20 protein-coding genes are annotated in these 18,630 nt (G+C 44.1%); 18 read left to right on the top strand and 2 right to left on the bottom strand.

Annotated features, from left to right (window positions below; all coding sequences use genetic code 11):
* The first annotated feature begins 77 nt into the window (after positions 1-77).
* The 10 genes from ACO05V_RS17440 (at position 78) to ACO05V_RS17395 (ending at position 9,328) form a co-directional block, all read left to right on the top strand.
* Positions 78-2,915: a phage tail tape measure protein gene (locus tag ACO05V_RS17440; RefSeq protein WP_421854467.1), complete on the top strand. Its 2,838-nt coding sequence runs from the start codon at positions 78-80 to the stop codon at positions 2,913-2,915.
* 370 nt (positions 2,916-3,285) lie between these two features.
* Positions 3,286-3,762: a hypothetical protein gene (locus ACO05V_RS17435; protein ID WP_421854464.1), complete on the top strand. Its 477-nt coding sequence runs from the start codon at positions 3,286-3,288 to the stop codon at positions 3,760-3,762.
* A 101-nt stretch (positions 3,763-3,863) separates the two neighbouring features.
* Positions 3,864-4,595 carry a caspase family protein gene (locus tag ACO05V_RS17430; protein ID WP_421854461.1) on the top strand — a complete coding sequence of 244 codons (732 nt, stop codon included), beginning with the start codon at positions 3,864-3,866 and terminating at the stop codon, positions 4,593-4,595.
* Between the two features lie 3 nt (positions 4,596-4,598).
* A complete protein-coding gene (locus ACO05V_RS17425; RefSeq protein WP_421854458.1) occupies positions 4,599-5,399 on the top strand; it encodes a hypothetical protein in 801 nt (266 codons plus the stop codon).
* Between the two features lie 306 nt (positions 5,400-5,705).
* Positions 5,706-6,296: a Rha family transcriptional regulator gene (locus ACO05V_RS17420; protein WP_421854455.1), complete on the top strand. Its 591-nt coding sequence runs from the start codon at positions 5,706-5,708 to the stop codon at positions 6,294-6,296.
* 142 nt (positions 6,297-6,438) lie between these two features.
* On the top strand, positions 6,439-6,747 hold the full coding sequence (locus ACO05V_RS17415) for a hypothetical protein (protein ID WP_421854452.1): 309 nt from the start codon (positions 6,439-6,441) through the stop codon (positions 6,745-6,747).
* A gap of 108 nt (positions 6,748-6,855) precedes the next feature.
* Positions 6,856-7,524 (top strand): hypothetical protein, encoded by a 669-nt coding sequence (locus ACO05V_RS17410; protein ID WP_421854449.1) that lies wholly within the window; start codon positions 6,856-6,858, stop codon positions 7,522-7,524.
* A gap of 202 nt (positions 7,525-7,726) precedes the next feature.
* Complete coding sequence (locus tag ACO05V_RS17405) at positions 7,727-8,110, top strand: phage tail protein (protein WP_254682340.1); 384 nt, start codon at positions 7,727-7,729, stop codon at positions 8,108-8,110.
* Positions 8,094-8,303 (top strand): tail protein X, encoded by a 210-nt coding sequence (locus tag ACO05V_RS17400; protein WP_392384221.1) that lies wholly within the window; start codon positions 8,094-8,096, stop codon positions 8,301-8,303. Before ACO05V_RS17405 ends, ACO05V_RS17400 begins: the two co-directional genes overlap by 17 nt.
* On the top strand, positions 8,294-9,328 hold the full coding sequence (locus ACO05V_RS17395; protein WP_421854445.1) for a phage late control D family protein: 1,035 nt from the start codon (positions 8,294-8,296) through the stop codon (positions 9,326-9,328). Before ACO05V_RS17400 ends, ACO05V_RS17395 begins: the two co-directional genes overlap by 10 nt.
* Before the next feature lie 7 nt (positions 9,329-9,335).
* On the opposite strand, the gene ACO05V_RS17390 is transcribed toward ACO05V_RS17395, so the two are convergent.
* Positions 9,336-9,860, bottom strand: a complete 525-nt coding sequence (locus ACO05V_RS17390) for a hypothetical protein (RefSeq protein WP_421854442.1) — start codon at positions 9,858-9,860, stop codon at positions 9,336-9,338.
* Positions 9,861-10,148: 288 nt separating this feature from the next.
* Between ACO05V_RS17390 and ACO05V_RS17385 the strand changes: the two genes are divergently transcribed.
* The 7 genes from ACO05V_RS17385 (at position 10,149) to ACO05V_RS17355 (ending at position 15,907) form a co-directional block, all read left to right on the top strand.
* A complete protein-coding gene (locus tag ACO05V_RS17385; RefSeq protein WP_421854439.1) occupies positions 10,149-10,670 on the top strand; it encodes a hypothetical protein in 522 nt (173 codons plus the stop codon).
* Positions 10,671-10,939: 269 nt separating this feature from the next.
* Positions 10,940-11,530, top strand: coding sequence for an AAA family ATPase (locus tag ACO05V_RS17380; protein ID WP_421854436.1), 591 nt, complete (start codon positions 10,940-10,942; stop codon positions 11,528-11,530).
* A gap of 770 nt (positions 11,531-12,300) precedes the next feature.
* Positions 12,301-13,221, top strand: a complete 921-nt coding sequence (locus ACO05V_RS17375; protein ID WP_421854433.1) for a hypothetical protein — start codon at positions 12,301-12,303, stop codon at positions 13,219-13,221.
* Between the two features lie 409 nt (positions 13,222-13,630).
* Positions 13,631-14,236: an antA/AntB antirepressor family protein gene (locus tag ACO05V_RS17370; RefSeq protein ID WP_421854430.1), complete on the top strand. Its 606-nt coding sequence runs from the start codon at positions 13,631-13,633 to the stop codon at positions 14,234-14,236.
* 70 nt (positions 14,237-14,306) lie between these two features.
* Positions 14,307-14,585 (top strand): type II toxin-antitoxin system RelE/ParE family toxin, encoded by a 279-nt coding sequence (locus tag ACO05V_RS17365; RefSeq protein ID WP_421854424.1) that lies wholly within the window; start codon positions 14,307-14,309, stop codon positions 14,583-14,585.
* Positions 14,585-14,878 carry a HigA family addiction module antitoxin gene (locus tag ACO05V_RS17360; RefSeq protein ID WP_421854414.1) on the top strand — a complete coding sequence of 98 codons (294 nt, stop codon included), beginning with the start codon at positions 14,585-14,587 and terminating at the stop codon, positions 14,876-14,878. Before ACO05V_RS17365 ends, ACO05V_RS17360 begins: the two co-directional genes overlap by 1 nt.
* Positions 14,879-15,586: 708 nt before the next feature.
* Positions 15,587-15,907, top strand: coding sequence for a pirin-like C-terminal cupin domain-containing protein (locus ACO05V_RS17355; protein ID WP_421854411.1), 321 nt, complete (start codon positions 15,587-15,589; stop codon positions 15,905-15,907).
* A 65-nt stretch (positions 15,908-15,972) separates the two neighbouring features.
* Here the strand turns inward: ACO05V_RS17355 and ACO05V_RS17350 are convergent, their stop codons facing one another.
* Complete coding sequence (locus ACO05V_RS17350; RefSeq protein WP_421854408.1) at positions 15,973-16,743, bottom strand: zinc-dependent peptidase; 771 nt, start codon at positions 16,741-16,743, stop codon at positions 15,973-15,975.
* Positions 16,744-17,024: 281 nt separating this feature from the next.
* On the opposite strand from ACO05V_RS17350, the gene ACO05V_RS17345 reads away from it, so the two are divergent.
* Positions 17,025-18,629: a glucan biosynthesis protein G gene (locus tag ACO05V_RS17345; RefSeq protein ID WP_421854405.1), complete on the top strand. Its 1,605-nt coding sequence runs from the start codon at positions 17,025-17,027 to the stop codon at positions 18,627-18,629.
* Position 18,630 lies beyond the last annotated feature (1 nt).

Genomic DNA, 18,630 nt, shown 5'->3' with positions numbered 1-18,630 from the left:
TAAACTGGCGCATCGACGAAGCCATGCGCCGCTACCACCTAGCCGCCGCCAAACTGGGTATAAACAAGGGGTAAGCCGTGGTCGATAAAAAGATCTCCATCGCCCTGTCCGCTGTCAACAAATTCAGCAAACCGTTCAACGACGCCATACAAACCGCTGGCAAACTAGAACAACAAGTCGAACAAACCAACGACAGCCTAAAAACGCTAGGCGACCAACAAAAAACCGTCGCCCGATTCAAAACCCTAACCACCCGCCTAGACGACACCCGCAAGGCCATGGCACAGGCCACCCAAGAGACAAACCGCCTAAAACAAAGCGAGCAAAACGCAAAAGCCATCGTCAAGCAACACACAGCCGAACTCGCCAAAGCCGAAAAAGCCGTACTAGACGCCGCCCAAGCCTACGGCGCACAGTCTCGCCAAGTGGTCGACGCCAGCCAAAAAGTAAAGCAACTCACCAAAGCCAAAAAAGCCGCTGAACAAAGCTACAAAAAAGAAAAAGCCGCCCTCAAAAACGCAGAACAAGCCAGCAACAAACTCACCACCGCCTACGGCCACCAAGCCAAAGAACTAGGCGGATTGCGTCGAGACATGAGCGCCGCAGGCTTAAAAGTCAACTCACTCGGCGCCCAAGAACTCAAACTCGCCCGACAAACCGATAAAGCCAGCCAAGCCCTAGACCGCCAGCAAGCCAAGCTCAAAAAGATCCAAACCCTAAAAGGGCGCATTGCCGATCGTAATGCCCAAAAAGGCGAACTCGTCGGGCAAGCCGTCGGCCTAGCGGTGAAAACCGCGCCGCTCATCATGGCGGGTAAACGCGCCGTCGAATACGAAAGCACCTTTGCCGACGTCAAAAAGGTCGTCGACTTTTCCGACAAAAAAGAAGAAGCCCAATACCGCACCCAAATGATGAAACTCGCTGGCCGCCTTGGCGTACAGCAAGAAGGCATCGCCGACATCGTCACCGCTGCAGGGCAATCGGGCATCGAAAAAGACCAGCTCTTACAATTCGCCCAATCCGCCACCAAAATGAGCGTCGCGTGGGACGTATCCGCAGAAGAAGCCGGTTCCACCCTCGCGACATTCCGCGCGGCCATGGGCTTAACCCAGAAGAACGCCCTAGACCTAGCCGACGCCACCAACTACCTAAGCAACAACATGAACGCCAAGGCAAAGGACATTGCCGCCGTCATGGTGCGCCAAGGCTCCACCGCCATGGGCGCAGGCCTCAGCTACAACCAAACCGCCGCCCTGTCTGCCAGCCTCATTGCAGGCGGTGCCACGGACGAAGTCGCCTCTACCGCGCTGAAAAACATCACCGGACGACTCACCGCAGGCTACGCCGCCACAAGCGCACAGCAAAACGCCATGGGGCGCATCGGCTTTAACGCGGAAGAACTCGCGGAACTGATGCAGCAAGACGCCCAAGGCACCCTTGTGGAAGTCATGCGCGGTTTGCAGAATGTCAACGCCACAGACCGAGGCGCGGTGATTTCGCAACTCTTTGGGGAAGAAGTCAAAGGCGCGGTCGCCAAACTCGTCACCACACTGGACGACGACAAAAACGGCCTCGTTTCCGCCTTTGCCAAAGTCGCCAACCAAGCCGACCGAGCCAACAGCGTCAACGACGAATACGCCAACCGCGCCGCCACACGAAGCCACAAACTCGCCATGCTGCGTTCTAAATTCGATCACATGGTCATCGTGCTAGGTGAGAGACTTTTACCTGCTCTCGATGCCGTCTTGCCGCCTCTAATGAGCGCGGTTGATTGGGTGAGTAACCTCGCTGAAACCAGTCCAAACCTGACGAGCGGTTTAATGGGCGCGGCGGCGGCTTTTGCGACGTTTAGAGCCGGATTAATCGCCTTCAAACTTGCCAAACTCACCCTTGGCAACGGGCGCGATCGCTTCAACCTTGGCAAAACCAAACTCACCAACGCCACCGACCAAACCACACAAAGCGCCAACCGAGCATCCCGCTCCCTAGACCGACTCAACCGCAAACTAAACGGACTCGGCGCAGGCGGTGGCTATGGAAGAGAGAGAAGTGGAAGAGGGGGAAGAACAAGGGGAAGAGGGGGAAGAACAAGGGGAAGCAGTAGAGGCCGTAACCGATTAGCAGGACTAAGAGACTACGAAGACAACCTATCAAGCCGAGCTAGAGCCACAAGACCATCCCGACTAAGCGGACGCTTTCGTCTTGGCAAATACGGTCGACTGGCTGGCTTACTCGGCAGCGGCGCGGCCTTGTCCATGTTCTCAGGCTCAGCGAGTGCGGGTGGTTTAGGCGACCTTGCCATGACAGGGGCAGACCTAGCCGGAGCCGCAGGCGGATTATCTTCCATGTTGCCAATGGGTGGCATGGCAGGTGGCGTACTAAAAGGCGCAGGGAAACTGTTCAGACCGCTAGACATCGCTCTACAAGGCGCAGGACTTGCCTCCGCCATATCCCAAGGCAACAGCACCCAAATCGGCGCGACCGCAGGCGACATGGCAGGGGGCTTGGGTGGCGCCGCCGCTGGCGGGTTAGCCGGTGCCGCCATTGGTTCCGTCGTGCCCATTATCGGCACCGCCATTGGGGGAATCGTCGGCTCCATCGCAGGCGGCATGGGCGGCGGTTCATTAGGGGAGTGGATCGGTGGCAAAATCGGCGGATGGTTTGAGGACGACAAAACCGACCAACCCGCACCAGACGCCATCGCAAAGCAAAGCCAACAGCTACAAAACAACAACAAAAGCATGACCTTCGCGCCAACCATTCACCTAACACCAACAGGCAACCCAAGTTACGACCAGCAAGTCAGTGACCAAGTGATAGAAAGGCTCAAAGCCGAATTTGCACAGGGCATGATCGGCAACATGGACGTCGCCACAAGAGCCGATGGGAGCTTGACCGACAAACGAACGAGTTAATGGCTAAGTCGCTTTTACAGCGGTAGGGGGGCCCTGAAACAGGGCTCCCTTAAGTCTCTTGTACCACGGTAAATGGGGGGCGGTGAAATGCAGACCCCCATAAATGCTTCTAAGCCGTGTGTGCAGCAATAAATTTTCAAGGAGGAACGAATCGTTCCTCCTTGAAACCATAGGCACAAGGCTTGATGGGCAACATGGAGGTGGCAACAAGGGCCGATGGGAGCTTGACGGATTTAGGTTTTAGAATTGTCATTGAATTGTAAGGTTTTTCTGGTGTTGGAGGAGGAAGAGATTTAGGATTAATGTATGAATAATACAAGTTAGCTTTTCATCTGACCCCAAATTAAAAATGTTAAATGTAAGGAAGCATATGGGAATCGCAGTTAAACCTAAAACTCCAAAAAAGATAAATGCAAATGTTAAGGCACTTATAAAAGAGCTTGGTTTTGGCGTCAGGCAGCCAAAATATTTAAATTACACACACAGGTCCCCTACATATAAGGCAACATACTGTTTTAACAATTGCGAAGATGAGGCTAAGAAAACAGCCTGTGAAGTTGTGTATGGATGGATGATCTGGGAAGATAAAAAAGCCGAATTTATAGAAGCTGAATTTCATTCGGTAATTAAAGAGGATGGCAAGTTAATTGACATTTCCCCAAGACAAACAGGAGAAGATAAAATTCTATTTATCACTGATAGAGATCGCCCTTCAGGAAGAAAAAGACCAGATACATGGTATTCATATACCAATCTCAAGATGCATAGAGGTATTGTGGCTGAAGAATCAAGAGAGTGCGAGATAGTTGAGCTGGATAATATTCACAGTGAGCTTCGATTTGTATAAATCGCTTAACAAGGCCTAAATAGTCTAAATTTATTTTTAGTATGGTTTTATGCTAAATATTTTGGAAGATCACTTCCACAAACCGATATAATGAGGGAAATATGACAATTACAAGAAAAGCGATTTTAATTGGTGCTCCTAGTGTCAAACCAGAGTTACCTGGGGTAAATGTAGATGTAAGAGATATTAAAAATCACTTGCTTTCCAACAAGGGTGGTGCCTGGAAGGAAAGTGAAATTACAATTTTGATTGATCCTTCCCCATATCTCGTTAAGGCACATATCGATCAAGCCGAAGACAAAGATTATGTATTTATTACTTGTTCAGGTCACGGTGAACATAGGGTCGGTGGTAACATAGATGATACTGTAATGTATCTAAATGAAGATGATACGATTGCAATAAGTGAAGTAAACCCTAGAAACAAAAGACATTTAGTTGTAGTTGACGTATGTAGGAAAATTGTTGAAGTAAAGAAAGAATATTCTACTGCAATGAATAAATTTGCAATGGAAAACTTTAATGAGAGTCACATCGATTACAGAGCTATTTTTGACAATGCCATAATGTCAACTGCAGAAGGAAGAATAGTTACCTACTCCTGTGAAATAAACCAGGCAGCTGGCGATAATGGCCAAGGAGGGGTATTTACTCAAGCGTTATTGAAAACTCCTGGAGTTTTCTCTCGACCTAGTGGCCGAAGCTATGGAGTGCTTGACATCAATGCTGCATTTGAGCATGCAAGGGATGAAACCTACAGACAAAATGCACCGCAGAAACCTGTCCTGAATGCAGGGCGTCGCCGTGATTTTTATCCATTCGCGATTGTTTAACACATGACTACTGACTACGACAAAAAAAGATGGGGTGAATTAGAAATAAGTTATCTCATTATTGACACTAAAAACTTCATTGTTTTTATAGATAGCCAGTTAGATATAGACTGGATAACTTCCGATGAATACGACAAAAATGGACCAAAAGATTCTGATAAACATGCAAAAATCCTCAACGGTGTCGCATTACTCGAGTGTAAGCCAAATGGGCATTTTGCAGATAAAATACAACTAGATTTCAAAAGACTATTAGGTGAGGCGTTAGCGAGGGGCTTAGCAGCAGAGTACGACTCTGCAAACCAAATATTGGAGCAATCAGAAATTTATTTGACTCAGCGAGGAAGAGAGCTATCTAGAACATGGTATCTTTCAACTGCTGGAGTTATAACATCAGTAGTACTGGCTACCTCTATTGTGGCGTGGCCTTTTCGTAACTTAATTTCCAATGTGTGGGGTTCAAGTTTTCATTTGTACGCAACTGTTATGGTGTTCGGAGCTTTAGGAGCACTTTTATCAATCATAATGCGTACAGGTAAAGAACATTTCGATTGCCATGCTGGAAAGTCGGTACACCAACTAGAAAGTGCATATCGGATTGTTGCTGGGATGCTATCTTCCTTTTTTGTTACTATGGCTGTAACTTCAGGATTCATACTTCCAACATTATCAACAATGACAAACTTGAGCATCACTCTTTACTTTATTGGTTTTGTAAGTGGTATGAGTGAACGAATAGTTCCATCTATAACAACAAAAATTGAGAATGTAGCAAATAAAGGTGTAACAAAAAAATCCAGGTGACGTCTACGGCGCACCTGATTTAGGCGTTTGAGATTTACCCCATTGACCCGCCCCCAATCTTGATCTAGTATTTCACTTGCACTGGCAAAATCCAGTGCCGGGATTCGAACCCCGTTTTACACAGCGGCCTAAAACACGCAGAGCGTGTTTTTTTGTGGCCGAGATTTGCCTGTTATGGTGGGTCTTTGTTGGGCAACCTTCGGGTTGGCCGTTCCTGTGGCGGTAGTTCGAACCTGATTTAGATCCACCACCTTACTGAGATTCGAACCTCACGAGGTGGTCAACTTCATACACAGGAGGCCAAACATGGCTACGAACATTATCTCAAGCATTGACGCACCCGTTGTACAAATCATCAATAATCAAATCACCACGACTTCGACCGACCTCGCCAAATGCTTTGGCAAACGTCATGCAGACGTATTACGTCGAGTAGAAAACCTTGGTTGCAGTGCAGAATTTAGCGAACGCAATTTTGCGTTGGCCGAATACAAAGATGAACAAGACAAGACTCGCCCTATGTATCGCATCACCCGCGACGGCTTCGTCTTCTTGGCCATGGGCTTCACTGGCACCAAAGCGGCCCAATTCAAAGAAGCCTACATCAACGCCTTCAACCAAATGGAAAAACAGCACAACGAGCAAAAACAACTTCCCGCTACCACAGACAACCTAGCGCTAGCGGAAAAGGACAAGTACCAACTGCTCAACAACATCGTCAAATCCATGCAGATACAAAGCGACCCCGTCGTCGTTCCATCAAAAGAACTCATCGACCTAATCCAAGCCGTCCGCATGTACCAACAACAAATAGCACGACTGCAAACACCAGACTGGGTAAACGACAACATCACCCGCGTCAAAGACTACGCCCAACGTAACTTTGTAGACTTCTAAGCGACAAGCAACTAAAGCCTGCGAAAGTGGACTTTAGTTGTTGTTTTTCATGGGATAAAAAGATAAGTTTAATTGCTTTCAGCGTTTTTAAGGTTCAACAACTCGTGACCCTAAGTGACGAATTATTTATTAAGGAGGATGTATGGCAATTGACAAAAAAGAACTTGAAGAGATGAATGGTCTAGTATCGCAAGGCGTAAAAATTTCCGAGGTGGCCGAAAAGTACCCTAATTATTCTTACTGGGAAATTTACTGGGAAGTAAGTGATTACAGTTTTATGGGAAAAAAGCGGATGCTTACCAATAGAATCAATAGCTTAGCGAAATCAAACAAATCCGCTGATAGAGAAGAAATTGCGGAACAGGCGAAGGAGCTCTTAAATGAACTTTATGATAGCCTTAAGAACAATAGTAAAAAACTGATCGAAATTGACCGAGTGTTACGCAAATAAATATAGGTTTGGGGACAGATGAAAAATAGATTAGTTTTTCATCTGTCCCCAATTGTCGGTGAGCAAAGCGTTATGTTTTTAAGTGTTCAATCTAACAATAGGTGATACATGGAAGAAGATGATTTTGATTGGGAAGCTTTTGATAAAGAGCTTGAAGAGGACATGCAAGAAATAGAACTGCTGAATCAAAAAATGGATGACGCAGCTGAATGGTTAGATGTATTTTGGGATTTAGAAGATAAGCTAAATGCATTTAATTCAAATATGAGCTCTTTGCGCCAAGCAATTTATATCGGGAAAAAACAAGATAATAATTTTTTTTGGGGCATTTTATTAGTGGGTGTTGTTTCTTCATATGAGAGTTTTATTCATGACTTTTTTGATGTGTGCTGTAGTAAATCAAGCTATATGAAAATGGCTATAACTAATATAGATAAGCTCACCGAAAAAGATCGAAATTATCTAAGGTTGAAAGCTGATAGTACTGAAGATATTTTAAGGGAACGCCTTAAAAAAGTAACACTCCATGACCCAGTTCAGATCGGTCGGCTATCGTTCGTTTTTTTTAATTTACGTATGCCGATCTTAAAGCCTGATCACACAGAGAAGCTTCTAGAACAAAGGAATTTGTTTACTCATCATGGCGGAGTTTTGAATGGTAAACAATTAAAAATAGAACCTGAATACGTTTTAGGGCTATACAACGTCGTGTATAAGTTGATCAATGGATATATAGAAACAATAAAAAATGATGCTGATTTGTCTATTAAAGAATAAGCATAACAAAGTAATCAAGTGCGGACTAAAAACGCTTATCTTAGTTCGTACCTCACTAATTTTAGCCACTTAACCAAACGCTGAAATCTGATGAAAAACACTTAGCCTCTTAGCCCACAAACCAAACACCCCCAAGCCCATCCCTGATGGGCTTTTTCGTTTCTGTCCTTCCATTTTTATCTAAGGAGTAATCATGCGTCAGATGATGTCGCTCGGTGGTTTTGTGTTTTCGCTGAGCGAAGGCACGCCATACGAGGGTTTGCAGCGCACTAGTGACGGCGGTTGGGTCGCGGTGGCGCGTTACGGTCAAAAGCCCATGAGCCAAAACACGGGCCAACAGTTGGAAAATATCACGGTCACAGGCACGTGGTTTCAAGGCGATGGTATGGCGAATCTCAACGCCTTACGCGCCTTACAAAACCAGCGAGCGCCTTTGGTGCTGGCCGATGGCTACGGCAATAACTTAGGCCAATGGACGATCAAACGCTTGCAAGAGAAGCAAGACAAGATCATCGACGACGGCACCGCCTTCGTCCTCGCCTTCACCCTAGAGCTAGAAGAGTACGCCAATGACAACCATCCGTAGCCGCGACGGCGACACCATTTCCAACATTCTGTGGATCGCCCTAAAACGCAACGACGACCAAGCGGAAGAAGCCTTGTTCGAACAAAACCCCGGCTTAGAAGCCTACGGGCCAGTGCTTCCCGCTGGCGTGATGATCGAGATCCCCACCTTGCCAGACAAAGCAGCCGAGACGGTAACCAACATATGGGACTAAACAACCAAACCAACTATCTACCACGTGTCCGCGTGAGCGGAGCAGGGGAAAAGAGCCATCAGCTAGATAGAGTGCTTAATAACCGCCTTACCTCGTGGGAGCGCATCGACGCCGCAGGTACACAAAGCGACCAACTCACTTTGCACATCGACACCACAGGGCAAACAGGCTTGCCGAAAGAGGGCGCGGTGCTCACGTGGCAAGAAGGCTACGGCGACAACCTGATCGACAAAGACCAGTTCAAAATCACCCGCATCGTGCCGAAGCTGTTTCCGCCCAGCGTCACCATCGTGGCCACCGCCGCGCCGTTTCAGGTAGAAGACAAGACCGGCTTTAAAGAGCGCCGCACACGCACCTTCGAAAACGTCAGCCTTGCCGATCTGTTCCGCCAAGTCGTCACGCCCCACGGATTCAGCCCACGCGTGGCCAAAGAATTTGAAAGCGTCGTCCTTGAGCACATGGACCAAACCGATGAAACCGACAGCGCCTTTTTAACCCGCATCGCACGGGAACGGGACGCCATTGCCAAACCCGTCAACGACCTGTACGTCCTCGCCAAACGCGGCCAAGTAAACACCATCACAGGGCAAGCCATCCCGCCCGTCGTCGTCGGCGTACCGAGCCAGAACAAACCGAGCGAAGGCCAATTCATCAACTGCCAACTCGACCGACCCAGCCGAAGCGCCATCACCGGCGTCAAAGCCAACTGGACAAACAACAACACAGGGGAAGAACAAACCGTACAAGTCGGCACCGCACCGTACAAAAAACTACGCCAAAGCTACGACAACCCAACCACCGCCCAACAAGCCTGCCAAGACGACCTCATCAAAAGCCAACGCCAAGGCTCCAGCGTCACACTCGACTTACCAGGCAACCCCAAACTCGTCGCAGAAGGCATCCTCACCCTAAACGACACCTTCCCACCCGAAATGAAAGGCAACTGGTCCATCGACAAAGTCACCGCCCGAGGCGACAGCAAAGCAGGGTATCGGTGTAGTGTTGTGGCTAGTGAGGTTGTTTGAGGTTTTACTAATCCATACGAAAAATAGAATATCTTAGATGGTTGAAAGCTATTGAAATAGTAGCTGTTGAGGTTATTAAAAATAAGCTAATTATTAATAATATAAATAGTGTTATTGCTTCTATAAAATTCGATGTGATTATTGTATGTATAATAAAATAAATGGTTCCTCCAGATAATGCTCTACCAATTGATAATGTTAGGTATGCAGTTTCGAAGAGGGCTATATAAAAAGGATTTTTTCTTTTCTTTGTATGGAGTTTTTTACCAATAGTTTTTCTATTTGAGAAGTAGTAATATATTGAAAATGTCATTATGATAAGGCTTATAATTACTGCATAGTCAAATATTAGTTTGTTGTTTGTAATATTTGAAATTAAATTGGTCATTTCATCTAAAGAATTGAAATGTTTCAATAAAATAAATGGTATTGTTGCTGTGAACAATACTATTGCTATTTCTGTAATGAATGCATTCCATAACTCCTTTTCTTTGATTTTGTAATTTGGAGTCTCATTTTTAATAGTTAGCATTTTTTATATATCCTTATCTATAATAAATTCATGATTTCAATATCGCTGGATAGTCGTATATAACAAGCTCTATCAAGATCATGTTAATGTCAATAGAAGCTACACCTTCCACCCGAAATGAAAGGCAACTGGTTCATCGACAAAGTCACCGCACGAGGCGACAGCAAAGTAGGGTATCGGTGTTCGGTTGTGGCTAGTGAAGTGGTTTGATGGATTTTTGTTGGAAGAATGTGGGAAAGTGTTTAGTATCAAGGAATAACAGAAGCGAAATAGCTCATGGAGAATAGAGTGATCAAAAACACAACAATTTTGTTTGGACTTGCTAGTACAGCTATTGGATTAGGCGCTTGGTTATTTCCAGTGAATTCCCCCAGTAATATAAACACCACGTCAAATATAATAAGTGGTTCAAATAACGTCGTTAATTCAAATATTGTTACTACGAACATAGTGAACAATGGAAATTCATCTGTAAATATAGTCAACTCTCCAGCTCAGTCCTTCATACCAGCAAGTGAATCGATCCAGACTCATACAGAAACTTTACCTGAAAAAATGAATAATGCTCCAACATTGCTTGTTTCTGGTACTGGTGCAAAAGTAAAAATATTAATAGGGCCTGATGACGCTCCTTTTTCAGGAGGTAAAGTCACTAGTTCGAATACTGAAGGTACGATTTATGTTAGTCGTGGCCAAAAAATAAACCTTAAACTAACTGGTACTGGAGCAAAGGTGTGGGTGCAGTCTGAGTTGATGCCTTACATAAATGTTACCAACACAGCACTTGGTGGGAAGGTACGGGAGCTCTAGTTACAGCTGATACATCGAGAAAGTCACCGCACGAGGCGACAGCAAAGCGGGGTATCGGTGTTCGGTTGTGGCGAGTGAGGTGGTTTGAGGTTTGGGGGGATTAAAAATTGTGCGCTTTGTACTGGTAGTTAGTATGAAAGTCTTTTAGTATCAAGGGATAAGAGTTAATTACATCGAAGTTACGTGCTTTGGGTAAATAAATAAACGTGGATGCGGACTAGTAAACTGCAAATTCAAAGATAGAACTATCTTTCAAATGGAGTGTTAAATTGAAATTAGTAAAAGTCACGGTACGTTCTTTGTTTGGAGTTTTTGATCATGAAATTCCTTTTAACATTGAAAGTGGAATAACAATAGTTATTGGAGAAAATGGACTTGGTAAAACCGTAATACTTGAAGCTATAAATGCTCTCTTTGACGAAAAGTACAGTTTTTTTGGTAGCTTGGAATTTGAAAGGTTTGATTTTTATTTTAGCAATAATGAAATCTGGAAGTTGACCAAAGAATCTAGTCAAGAAGGTTTTTCATTATTTATTGGACGAGATTCACTTAGTAAACCAGTAAAAAAAGGTAGACTTTATAAAATATTTCAAGGGTATGACGCTAACCTCCATAAAATGAAAATTAGAGAGATGGAAATAATGCGGCGATTAGAAATGGATCGTCACTATTTGAATGAAAGAAGCCATAATAGAGAGGACTTTGATTATGACTTTGCTCTCCGCCATAGAAGAGTTTTGGAAAGAGAATACAGGCATAGGTTGCTTTCTGAAGCAAACGAATCTGACGCTCCGCAATGGTTTTTAGATGGTATTGTTAAGGTAAAAAAAATTTGGGGTCAGATGAAAAATAACCCTTAAACTTCATCGACCCCAAAAACTACGCCAAAGCTACGACAACCCAACCACCGCCCAACAAGCCTGCCAAGACGACCTCATCAAAAGCCAACGCCAAGGCTCCAGTGTCACCCTAGACGCACTTATTGACTAGATACGGGCAACCCCAAACTCGTCGCAGAAGGCATCCTTACCCTAAACGACACCTTCCCACCGGAAATGAAAGGCAACTGGTCCATCGACAAAGTCACCGCACGAGGCGACAGCAAAGCAGGGTATAGGTGTACTGTTGTCGGGAGTGAGGTTGTTTGAGTTAATGTGATGCCACTTTAGCAATATGTGGACTTTTCAAATTCAGCCCTTTCATTCAGGCAAGCAGACTAGGTCAACGACAGCATAGACAAACTCAAAAAGGCCATACGACACCATCACCGATGTTTAAGCGGTAACGTTTCAAGTAGTACAGCCAAAGCCCACCCAATCAGATGGGCTTTCTATACCCACACTACAACTCTTCCTAAGAAACACATATAAAGTCATCAGTTACACCAAGCCGCCCCAAAGCCCCGTCACTACTATAAAAGTTAATGGTATAGAACTGACCAGCACTATATTGAACAAAACAGCGCCTGATTGGTGAAGACTGGTCTTTTAACAGCGTAAAAGGGCGTTAAAAGACCAGTGTTGATAAAGAGATAGTCTAAATAAAGTCCTCTAAAGACTTTCCCAGCATGTTATAGGCAATGAAGAAAGCCTATAACAATAATTAAAATCCAATTACAAAGGTTTGAGATATGTATGAACAAATAGAAAAACCAAAAGAGAATAAAAGTAGGGCGATTGCTAATTCTGTTGCTCAGAAGAAAAGTAATGGGAAGCAAGGTTTTGAGTTTGTGGATAATCGGCATATTAGCTCATTGAAAAAGATTGATACAGGCAGAGAGGGGGTTAAAATATCTAAAAATAAAGCTCCTATTCAATGTTTGTCAAAAGAGAATCGGGATGCATTGAAGGAAGATATTATAAAAAAAGGATATAGTTTAGATGAGTTGAAAATAGCAATTTCAGAAAAAGCGAAAGATGAAGCTACTAAGGGATTGTCAGGAGTGTTATCGGAAGGAGAGCTCAAAGAAATACACAGTGGAATCGTAAGCGAATGCTATACACGTTTGTATAGAATACAAGATGAATTGGAACATAATAAACCGAGAACACAGCCTGATAAGGATCAGGATACGGGGACAGGTGCATTTTTATGGGAAAAGACTAAGGGTGATATAGAAGAACAGGGTTTAGTAGGTCTTATGGCTGCGAGCCATACATATGGATTAAAGGATACGTCATCGTTTGTTTCGTTATGCCAAGATGTTGGTGCGTTAGCATCTACAACAGATATTGGTGAGGGTAGCGAAAATGTAAGTAATGTTATTGATAATGCGAAATTTTTATGTGAATACTGGGTTCCCAACGAGTTTAAGTGGACCCCAGAAGAGATGTTTGAAAGAATTAAAGAATCAGAAGAATGGAAGGATTCACCGATGTTCGGCGGTGACTACACTATGCCAGAGGATTGGGTTCTGAATACACCAGTTAAAGAGACTGAAGTTCTTTATTATGGATGGGATTTAGATAAGTATTTAACTAATATAGCTAAAAATCCATATAAAAAACAAAAAAATGAGATGACTAAGAAGACTAAGAAGAGTAAGAAATGATTGGTATCAGTCCAATTCGATAGAAAAGGGTGCTAATAAATACAAAGAAATTGTGGAAATTTGAATCAATTTTCGAGCCCATAACAAAGCCTAAAAATCATAAAAACGCTTTTTAGCCCTATTGTTATTTGCTTTCTCCATTGACCCCACCCGCATCTTGATCTAACATTGTCCTTGCACTGGCAAAATCCAGTGTCGGGAATACCACCCCGTTTGTTACCGTAGCGGCCCAAAACACGCACCGCGTGTTTTTTTGTGGCCGGAGTCCGCCTGTTATGGTGGGTCTTTGTTGGGCCAGCTTCGGCTGGGTCGTTCCTACGGGCGGCAGTGGTATCCTGATTTAGACTCACCACCCTTTGAGAATACCACCTCAGAGTGTGGTCAATTTTTTGACCGTAGGAGGCCAAACATGGCTATGCAACTAATTCCGCTTCACACTCGCTCTATCAACGAGCAAACCCTCGATACCGTAAACGCTCGTGAACTTCACTCTTTCCTTGGAATTGGCAGACACTTTGCCACTTGGCTAAATGCTCGCATTAAGCAATATGGCTTTGAAATGGATGTAGATTACACAATAATTTCCCGCGACCCAAAATGGGGTAACGGGAATCGTGGCGCGACAAAAGAGTATTTCATCACCCTAGACATGGCAAAAGAACTGGCTATGGTCGAACGCAACGAGAAGGGCAAACAAGCCCGCCGCTACTTCATCGACTGCGAAAAACAACTCCACGAGCAAAAACACCTTCCCGCCACCTCAGCCGACACCGCCGTACTGGAAACAGAAAAGTATCAACTGATCAACAACATCGTCACTTCCATGAAACTCTCCAGCAACCCCGTCGTCGTCCCCGCCAGCGACCTAAACGACATGGTACAAGCCATCCGCATGTACCAACAGCAAATCGCCCAACTACGCACACCCGACTGGGTAAACGACAACGTCGACCACATCAAAGAATACGCCAACCGCACCTTCCTAGACGACTGGCCAATGCCAAAGCATAAGTAACAAAAACAAAAAGCCCACCGAGTGTGGGCTTTGCATTGATTGTTGATGCGCACCACGCTACACTTCTTTTATGATCAAAACATTCAAACACAAAGGCCTTAAGAAATACTTCGAAACAGGAAGCGTTTCCGGTATTCAAGCAAAGCATCAGCGTAAAATACGTATGCAACTTGCTGCGATCGATACCGCCCAAGAGATTGATGATATCAATTTACCCGGTTTTAATTTGCATCCTTTAAAAGGCAATCGAGATGGGATTTGGTCTATTACCGTGAACGGGAATTGGCGTATTACTTTCGAGTTTGTTGATGGTAATGCTTACATTCTCAACTATGAGGATTATCACTAATGAATATGCACAACCCACCGCATCCAGGCGAATTTATTTACGACGTTTATCTTGAGCCAGCGGGCTTGAGTTGCCGCTTTTTGGCTAAGCAATTGGATGTCGCCTCGTCCACGTTAAGTCGTGTCCTGAAAGGGCAGAGTGCTGTCTCGCCTGAAATGGCATTGCGTCTATCTAAAGCCCTTGGCAGAACACCTGAAAGCTGGTTGGCCATGCAAGATGCCTACGATCTTTGGCAGGCCAAACAACATATAAATTTAGCCAATGTTCATCCCGTTAATTTTGTATCGGCCTAGACTATTAGCAAATACGACACAAATACGTTTGGGATTGATGAAAATTAAAAATCAACAAACCGTGACAAAAAACACCACGATTTTGATGCGACAATCCTTTAAAAATAGTAAAATACCTGTTCCTTAAAACTTGTAAGTTATTGATTTGTATAGGCTAGGATTGATAGGAAAAACATTTATTTCACGTGATTATTTTCTTTTAAATCATATTGTTAGGCGTGCAATATATGGACTTTGACATGGATGAGGTCAGCAGTTCGAATCTGCTTAGTCCTACCGCCTAATTTGTTAATAGAATCAAGGGCTTACGTTAATTCGTAAGCCCTTTTTTTGTGTCTGTTTATCCTTACTTTATCCATTTCTTATCCTTTGTTATCCGTTTTTTGGTAGTGTTTTAAGGTTTCTTGGTGTTTTCGGGTCGTTTGGCTTGTTTGGGCTGTCTTAAAAGGTGTTGACATTGCTGTCATTTTCGTGAAGGCATAAAAAGAGGGATTAAACAAGAGTCACTCTATGGTGTAATCGGTTGCAGTTGTGGTTGGCCTTACCTGAAGAAGACGAAGAAATCGAGCCTGCTTTTTATCATTACCCTACGGCTAATATTCCTTCTGGAACGGTTGAGAGTATACCAATTAGAGTCTTTATAGGCGCAGCTTATGGAGTAACTTCACCAGTAAAAACTATGCTGAAACCTTGTATGTAGAAGCGCACATGCAAGCAGGGCAGAGTTTAACCTTACCGAATACTGAAGAGCGTGCCATTTATGTAGTGAAAGGCAGCCTGAAGATAAAAGACACTGTGATACCTGAATTTGCCATGGTTATTCTATCTGCTGCTGATAACGTGGTTATTAATGCTACAGCGGATTTGAGAATATCCCTGATCGGTGGTGAAAAAATAAGTAAGTGTTTTATTGAGTGGAATTTTATTTCCAGTCGTAAAGAACGCGTTGAGCAGGCTAAACGAGACTGGCAGGCTGGGACTTTTCCAAAAGTTGTTGGCGACGAAGATGAATTTATCCCTTTACCTTAAATACTATTTTCAACGATTCTATCGCGGCCTGTATGATTATTCATTTATCTTGGATTTGCGAGCTTTTAACCAGCGGGATCTTGGCGATAAAACTGACACAATAGTCGGTAAACATCAGGCATTTCTTTTTTCATCATTTTAGGATCTTCAAAAAAGGTTTCACTGCACACCGCGAAGAACTCAGCTGGATTGGTTAGGGCATATTCATCCAGAGGTAAGTGCTTGTGATGTTGCCAGTCATTTTGTAAATGCTGGAAGGCTTCTGTGAATATGTCGTGCCATTCTCCGGATTTCATATCAGGGTGCATCGGCGGTGCGCCATTTGCGCCATCACGAAGCATGTCTAGTTTATGTGCAAACTCATGAATGACCACATTACTGGCTTTGCCATGACGGGCATGATCGCCCGTTTCTAGAATGGATTCCCACGATAGAATCAAGGGGCCTCTCTGCCACGCTTCGCCGCTTAACCCTCGACCTTCAGCGTGTACGACGCCATCTTCGCTTTGATAAGGATGGTTGGTGATAAAATCGCCTTCGTACAAGATGATGGTTTTGCAGTGGTCGTACCAGTCTAAATCGAGGTGCAGAATAGGCACACACGCCATGGTGGCGAGTTTGAGGCACATAGCTTCAGTGAATTGAAATTCAGCGCCAGGAGTGATGCCTTTACGCGCAAGGAAATGAAAACTCATCTCACGAAGTGTGTCACGTTCAGCGCCTTGGTAACGGTTCATAACGGGCCAATCGACAATGGCAGATTCCCATTGTTCGGCGGTAAATCCCATTGCTTTAATTTGTCTGTTTTCCCAGTAATTCTTGAGTTTTGTGAACATGACCTTGTCTCTATTTAATTCGAAAGCTTCTTTAAAATGTTGTTCAATATCAGTCAGGTAAGTGTATATTTACAGTCTGTAGAGTGTTGAGACGATAGGCTTAATGATAATGGGTAATATTCAACTTCCTTAAACACAATCTCTCCTTAATTCTTATGAATTCCTCCGACTTTACTGCCTTAATCTATCGCGAGTTTACTTATATCATAAGTGTCAAATTTATGACGTCATCCTTATGTTGAGGATTGGTTAAATCCAATTAAGCAACGAGAGAGCTTCTTTTGAAATTATTTACTTTTTTACCTCATATGCGCGCCAATTCATTTTGGCTCATAAAACTGCCTTTATTAACGTCGCTATTAGTCACTTTAATAGGGCATGCACAAGCGGAAGAATCTGATGTTAAGGCAGATTCTGCTCCTGTCGCTGAAAGCGTTCAATTAGAGCAAGAGTCAAAAGGGTATGCTTTTTCAAATCAAACGGTTATCGATTTGGCGAAAGAGATGGCTCAATCTCCAATGAAGCCTGCTGAGAAAGCGCCACAAGCCTTGACGGATATGAATTATTCGACATATCGACAAATTAACTTTCAGCAAAACCAAGCAGTTTGGGGGAACACGCCAACCAAATTTTCCGTCCAGCTATTTGCTCCGGGTTTTATATTTAAAGACTTGGTTTCCATCGACGTGGTTGAAAATGGTCGAGCTTTCCCCTTGAGCGTATCGTCAGACTCTTTTACCACGCCCAATGCAGAGATTAGTAAGTTGATTTCTCAGGTTGGTAAATATGCAGGTTTACGTTTGCATTATCCAATTAATAAAGCTGATATGAATGACGAGTTTGTTGTCTTTCAAGGCGCGAGTTATTTCCGAGCGGTATCCAAGGGGCAGTCTTATGGATTATCAGCCCGCGGCCTTGCAGTCGATGTTGCTCAACCAAAAGGTGAAGAGTTCCCAATGTTCAAACAGTTTTGGATTGAACGTCCATCTTCAAGCCAAGATGCCATTGTGGTTCATGCTTTATTAGACAGCAAAAGTGTCACTGGGGCTTATCGATTCGGCATTTATCCAGGAAAACCAACTCGCATAGATGTAAAGGCAACCTTGTTTCCGCGAGTAGATTTGAAACATGTGGGCATTGCTCCTCTCACGTCAATGTTCATGTATAACAGCTCGCTTGATGCTTCCGATGTGCCGGATTACCGTCCTGCTGTTCATGACTCTGATGGTTTGCAAATTTTAACCGGTAAAAACGAGATGCTTTGGCGCCCTTTGAATAATCCTAATTCTCTACAAGTAAGTGCCTTTAGCGATACCTCACCAAAAGGCTTTGGCTTAATCCAACGTCATCGTAAGTTTGAAGACTATCAGGATTTAGAGGCCAGCTATCACACTCGTCCTTCTGCTTGGATTAAACCTATGAATGATTGGGGAGCCGGGCATGTTGAGCTAGTAGAGATTCCATCGAATTCTGAGACCAACGACAATATTGTTGCGTATTGGCAGCCTAAAGATGGCTTTAAAAAAGGTGAATCGTATACCTATCAATATTTGATGACCTGGTCTAACGATACGCCTGTTTCTTTGGATTATCCTCGTGTTGTTCGTAGCGCTAAAGGTGTGAAGTTGTTTAAGACCAACCCCGAAGTGGTGATCGATTTCAATAAAATGCCAGATGTGAACATCGATGATCTGACAATTGATGCCAGCATTAGTAAAGGAAAAATACTCGAAGCGATAGCCGTCAAAAACCCCCATAAAAATGGTGTCCGTGTTTACGTTTCTTTTGATCCACAAGATACGGATTTGGCTGAGTTAAGAGTTCAACTTAAACAAGGAGATACCGCCGTTGCACCGACTTGGCTGTATCGTTGGATTAAGGAATAAA

The sequence above is a fragment of the Marinomonas sp. genome (assembly GCF_965225885.1).
In the GTDB taxonomy this organism is placed as follows: domain Bacteria; phylum Pseudomonadota; class Gammaproteobacteria; order Pseudomonadales; family Marinomonadaceae; genus Marinomonas.
Note: the sequence above shows the minus strand (reverse complement) of the source record. Positions and strands in the feature narration are given on the sequence as shown.

What these genes read in the sequence shown, in the direction of transcription:
- ACO05V_RS17435 (WP_421854464.1), top strand. Translation starts at nt 3,286, where the DNA reads ATGGGAATCGCAGTTAAACCTAAAACTCCAAAAAAGATAAATGCAAAT.
- ACO05V_RS17430 (WP_421854461.1), top strand. Translation starts at nt 3,864, where the DNA reads ATGACAATTACAAGAAAAGCGATTTTAATTGGTGCTCCTAGTGTCAAA.
- ACO05V_RS17425 (WP_421854458.1), top strand. Translation starts at nt 4,599, where the DNA reads ATGACTACTGACTACGACAAAAAAAGATGGGGTGAATTAGAAATAAGT.
- ACO05V_RS17420 (WP_421854455.1), top strand. Translation starts at nt 5,706, where the DNA reads ATGGCTACGAACATTATCTCAAGCATTGACGCACCCGTTGTACAAATC.
- ACO05V_RS17415 (WP_421854452.1), top strand. Translation starts at nt 6,439, where the DNA reads ATGGCAATTGACAAAAAAGAACTTGAAGAGATGAATGGTCTAGTATCG.
- ACO05V_RS17410 (WP_421854449.1), top strand. Translation starts at nt 6,856, where the DNA reads ATGGAAGAAGATGATTTTGATTGGGAAGCTTTTGATAAAGAGCTTGAA.
- ACO05V_RS17405 (WP_254682340.1), top strand. Translation starts at nt 7,727, where the DNA reads ATGATGTCGCTCGGTGGTTTTGTGTTTTCGCTGAGCGAAGGCACGCCA.
- ACO05V_RS17400 (WP_392384221.1), top strand. Translation starts at nt 8,094, where the DNA reads ATGACAACCATCCGTAGCCGCGACGGCGACACCATTTCCAACATTCTG.
- ACO05V_RS17395 (WP_421854445.1), top strand. Translation starts at nt 8,294, where the DNA reads ATGGGACTAAACAACCAAACCAACTATCTACCACGTGTCCGCGTGAGC.
- ACO05V_RS17390 (WP_421854442.1), bottom strand. Translation starts at nt 9,860, where the DNA reads ATGCTAACTATTAAAAATGAGACTCCAAATTACAAAATCAAAGAAAAG.
- ACO05V_RS17375 (WP_421854433.1), top strand. Translation starts at nt 12,301, where the DNA reads ATGTATGAACAAATAGAAAAACCAAAAGAGAATAAAAGTAGGGCGATT.
- ACO05V_RS17370 (WP_421854430.1), top strand. Translation starts at nt 13,631, where the DNA reads ATGGCTATGCAACTAATTCCGCTTCACACTCGCTCTATCAACGAGCAA.
- ACO05V_RS17365 (WP_421854424.1), top strand. Translation starts at nt 14,307, where the DNA reads ATGATCAAAACATTCAAACACAAAGGCCTTAAGAAATACTTCGAAACA.
- ACO05V_RS17360 (WP_421854414.1), top strand. Translation starts at nt 14,585, where the DNA reads ATGAATATGCACAACCCACCGCATCCAGGCGAATTTATTTACGACGTT.
- ACO05V_RS17355 (WP_421854411.1), top strand. Translation starts at nt 15,587, where the DNA reads ATGCAAGCAGGGCAGAGTTTAACCTTACCGAATACTGAAGAGCGTGCC.
- ACO05V_RS17350 (WP_421854408.1), bottom strand. Translation starts at nt 16,743, where the DNA reads ATGTTCACAAAACTCAAGAATTACTGGGAAAACAGACAAATTAAAGCA.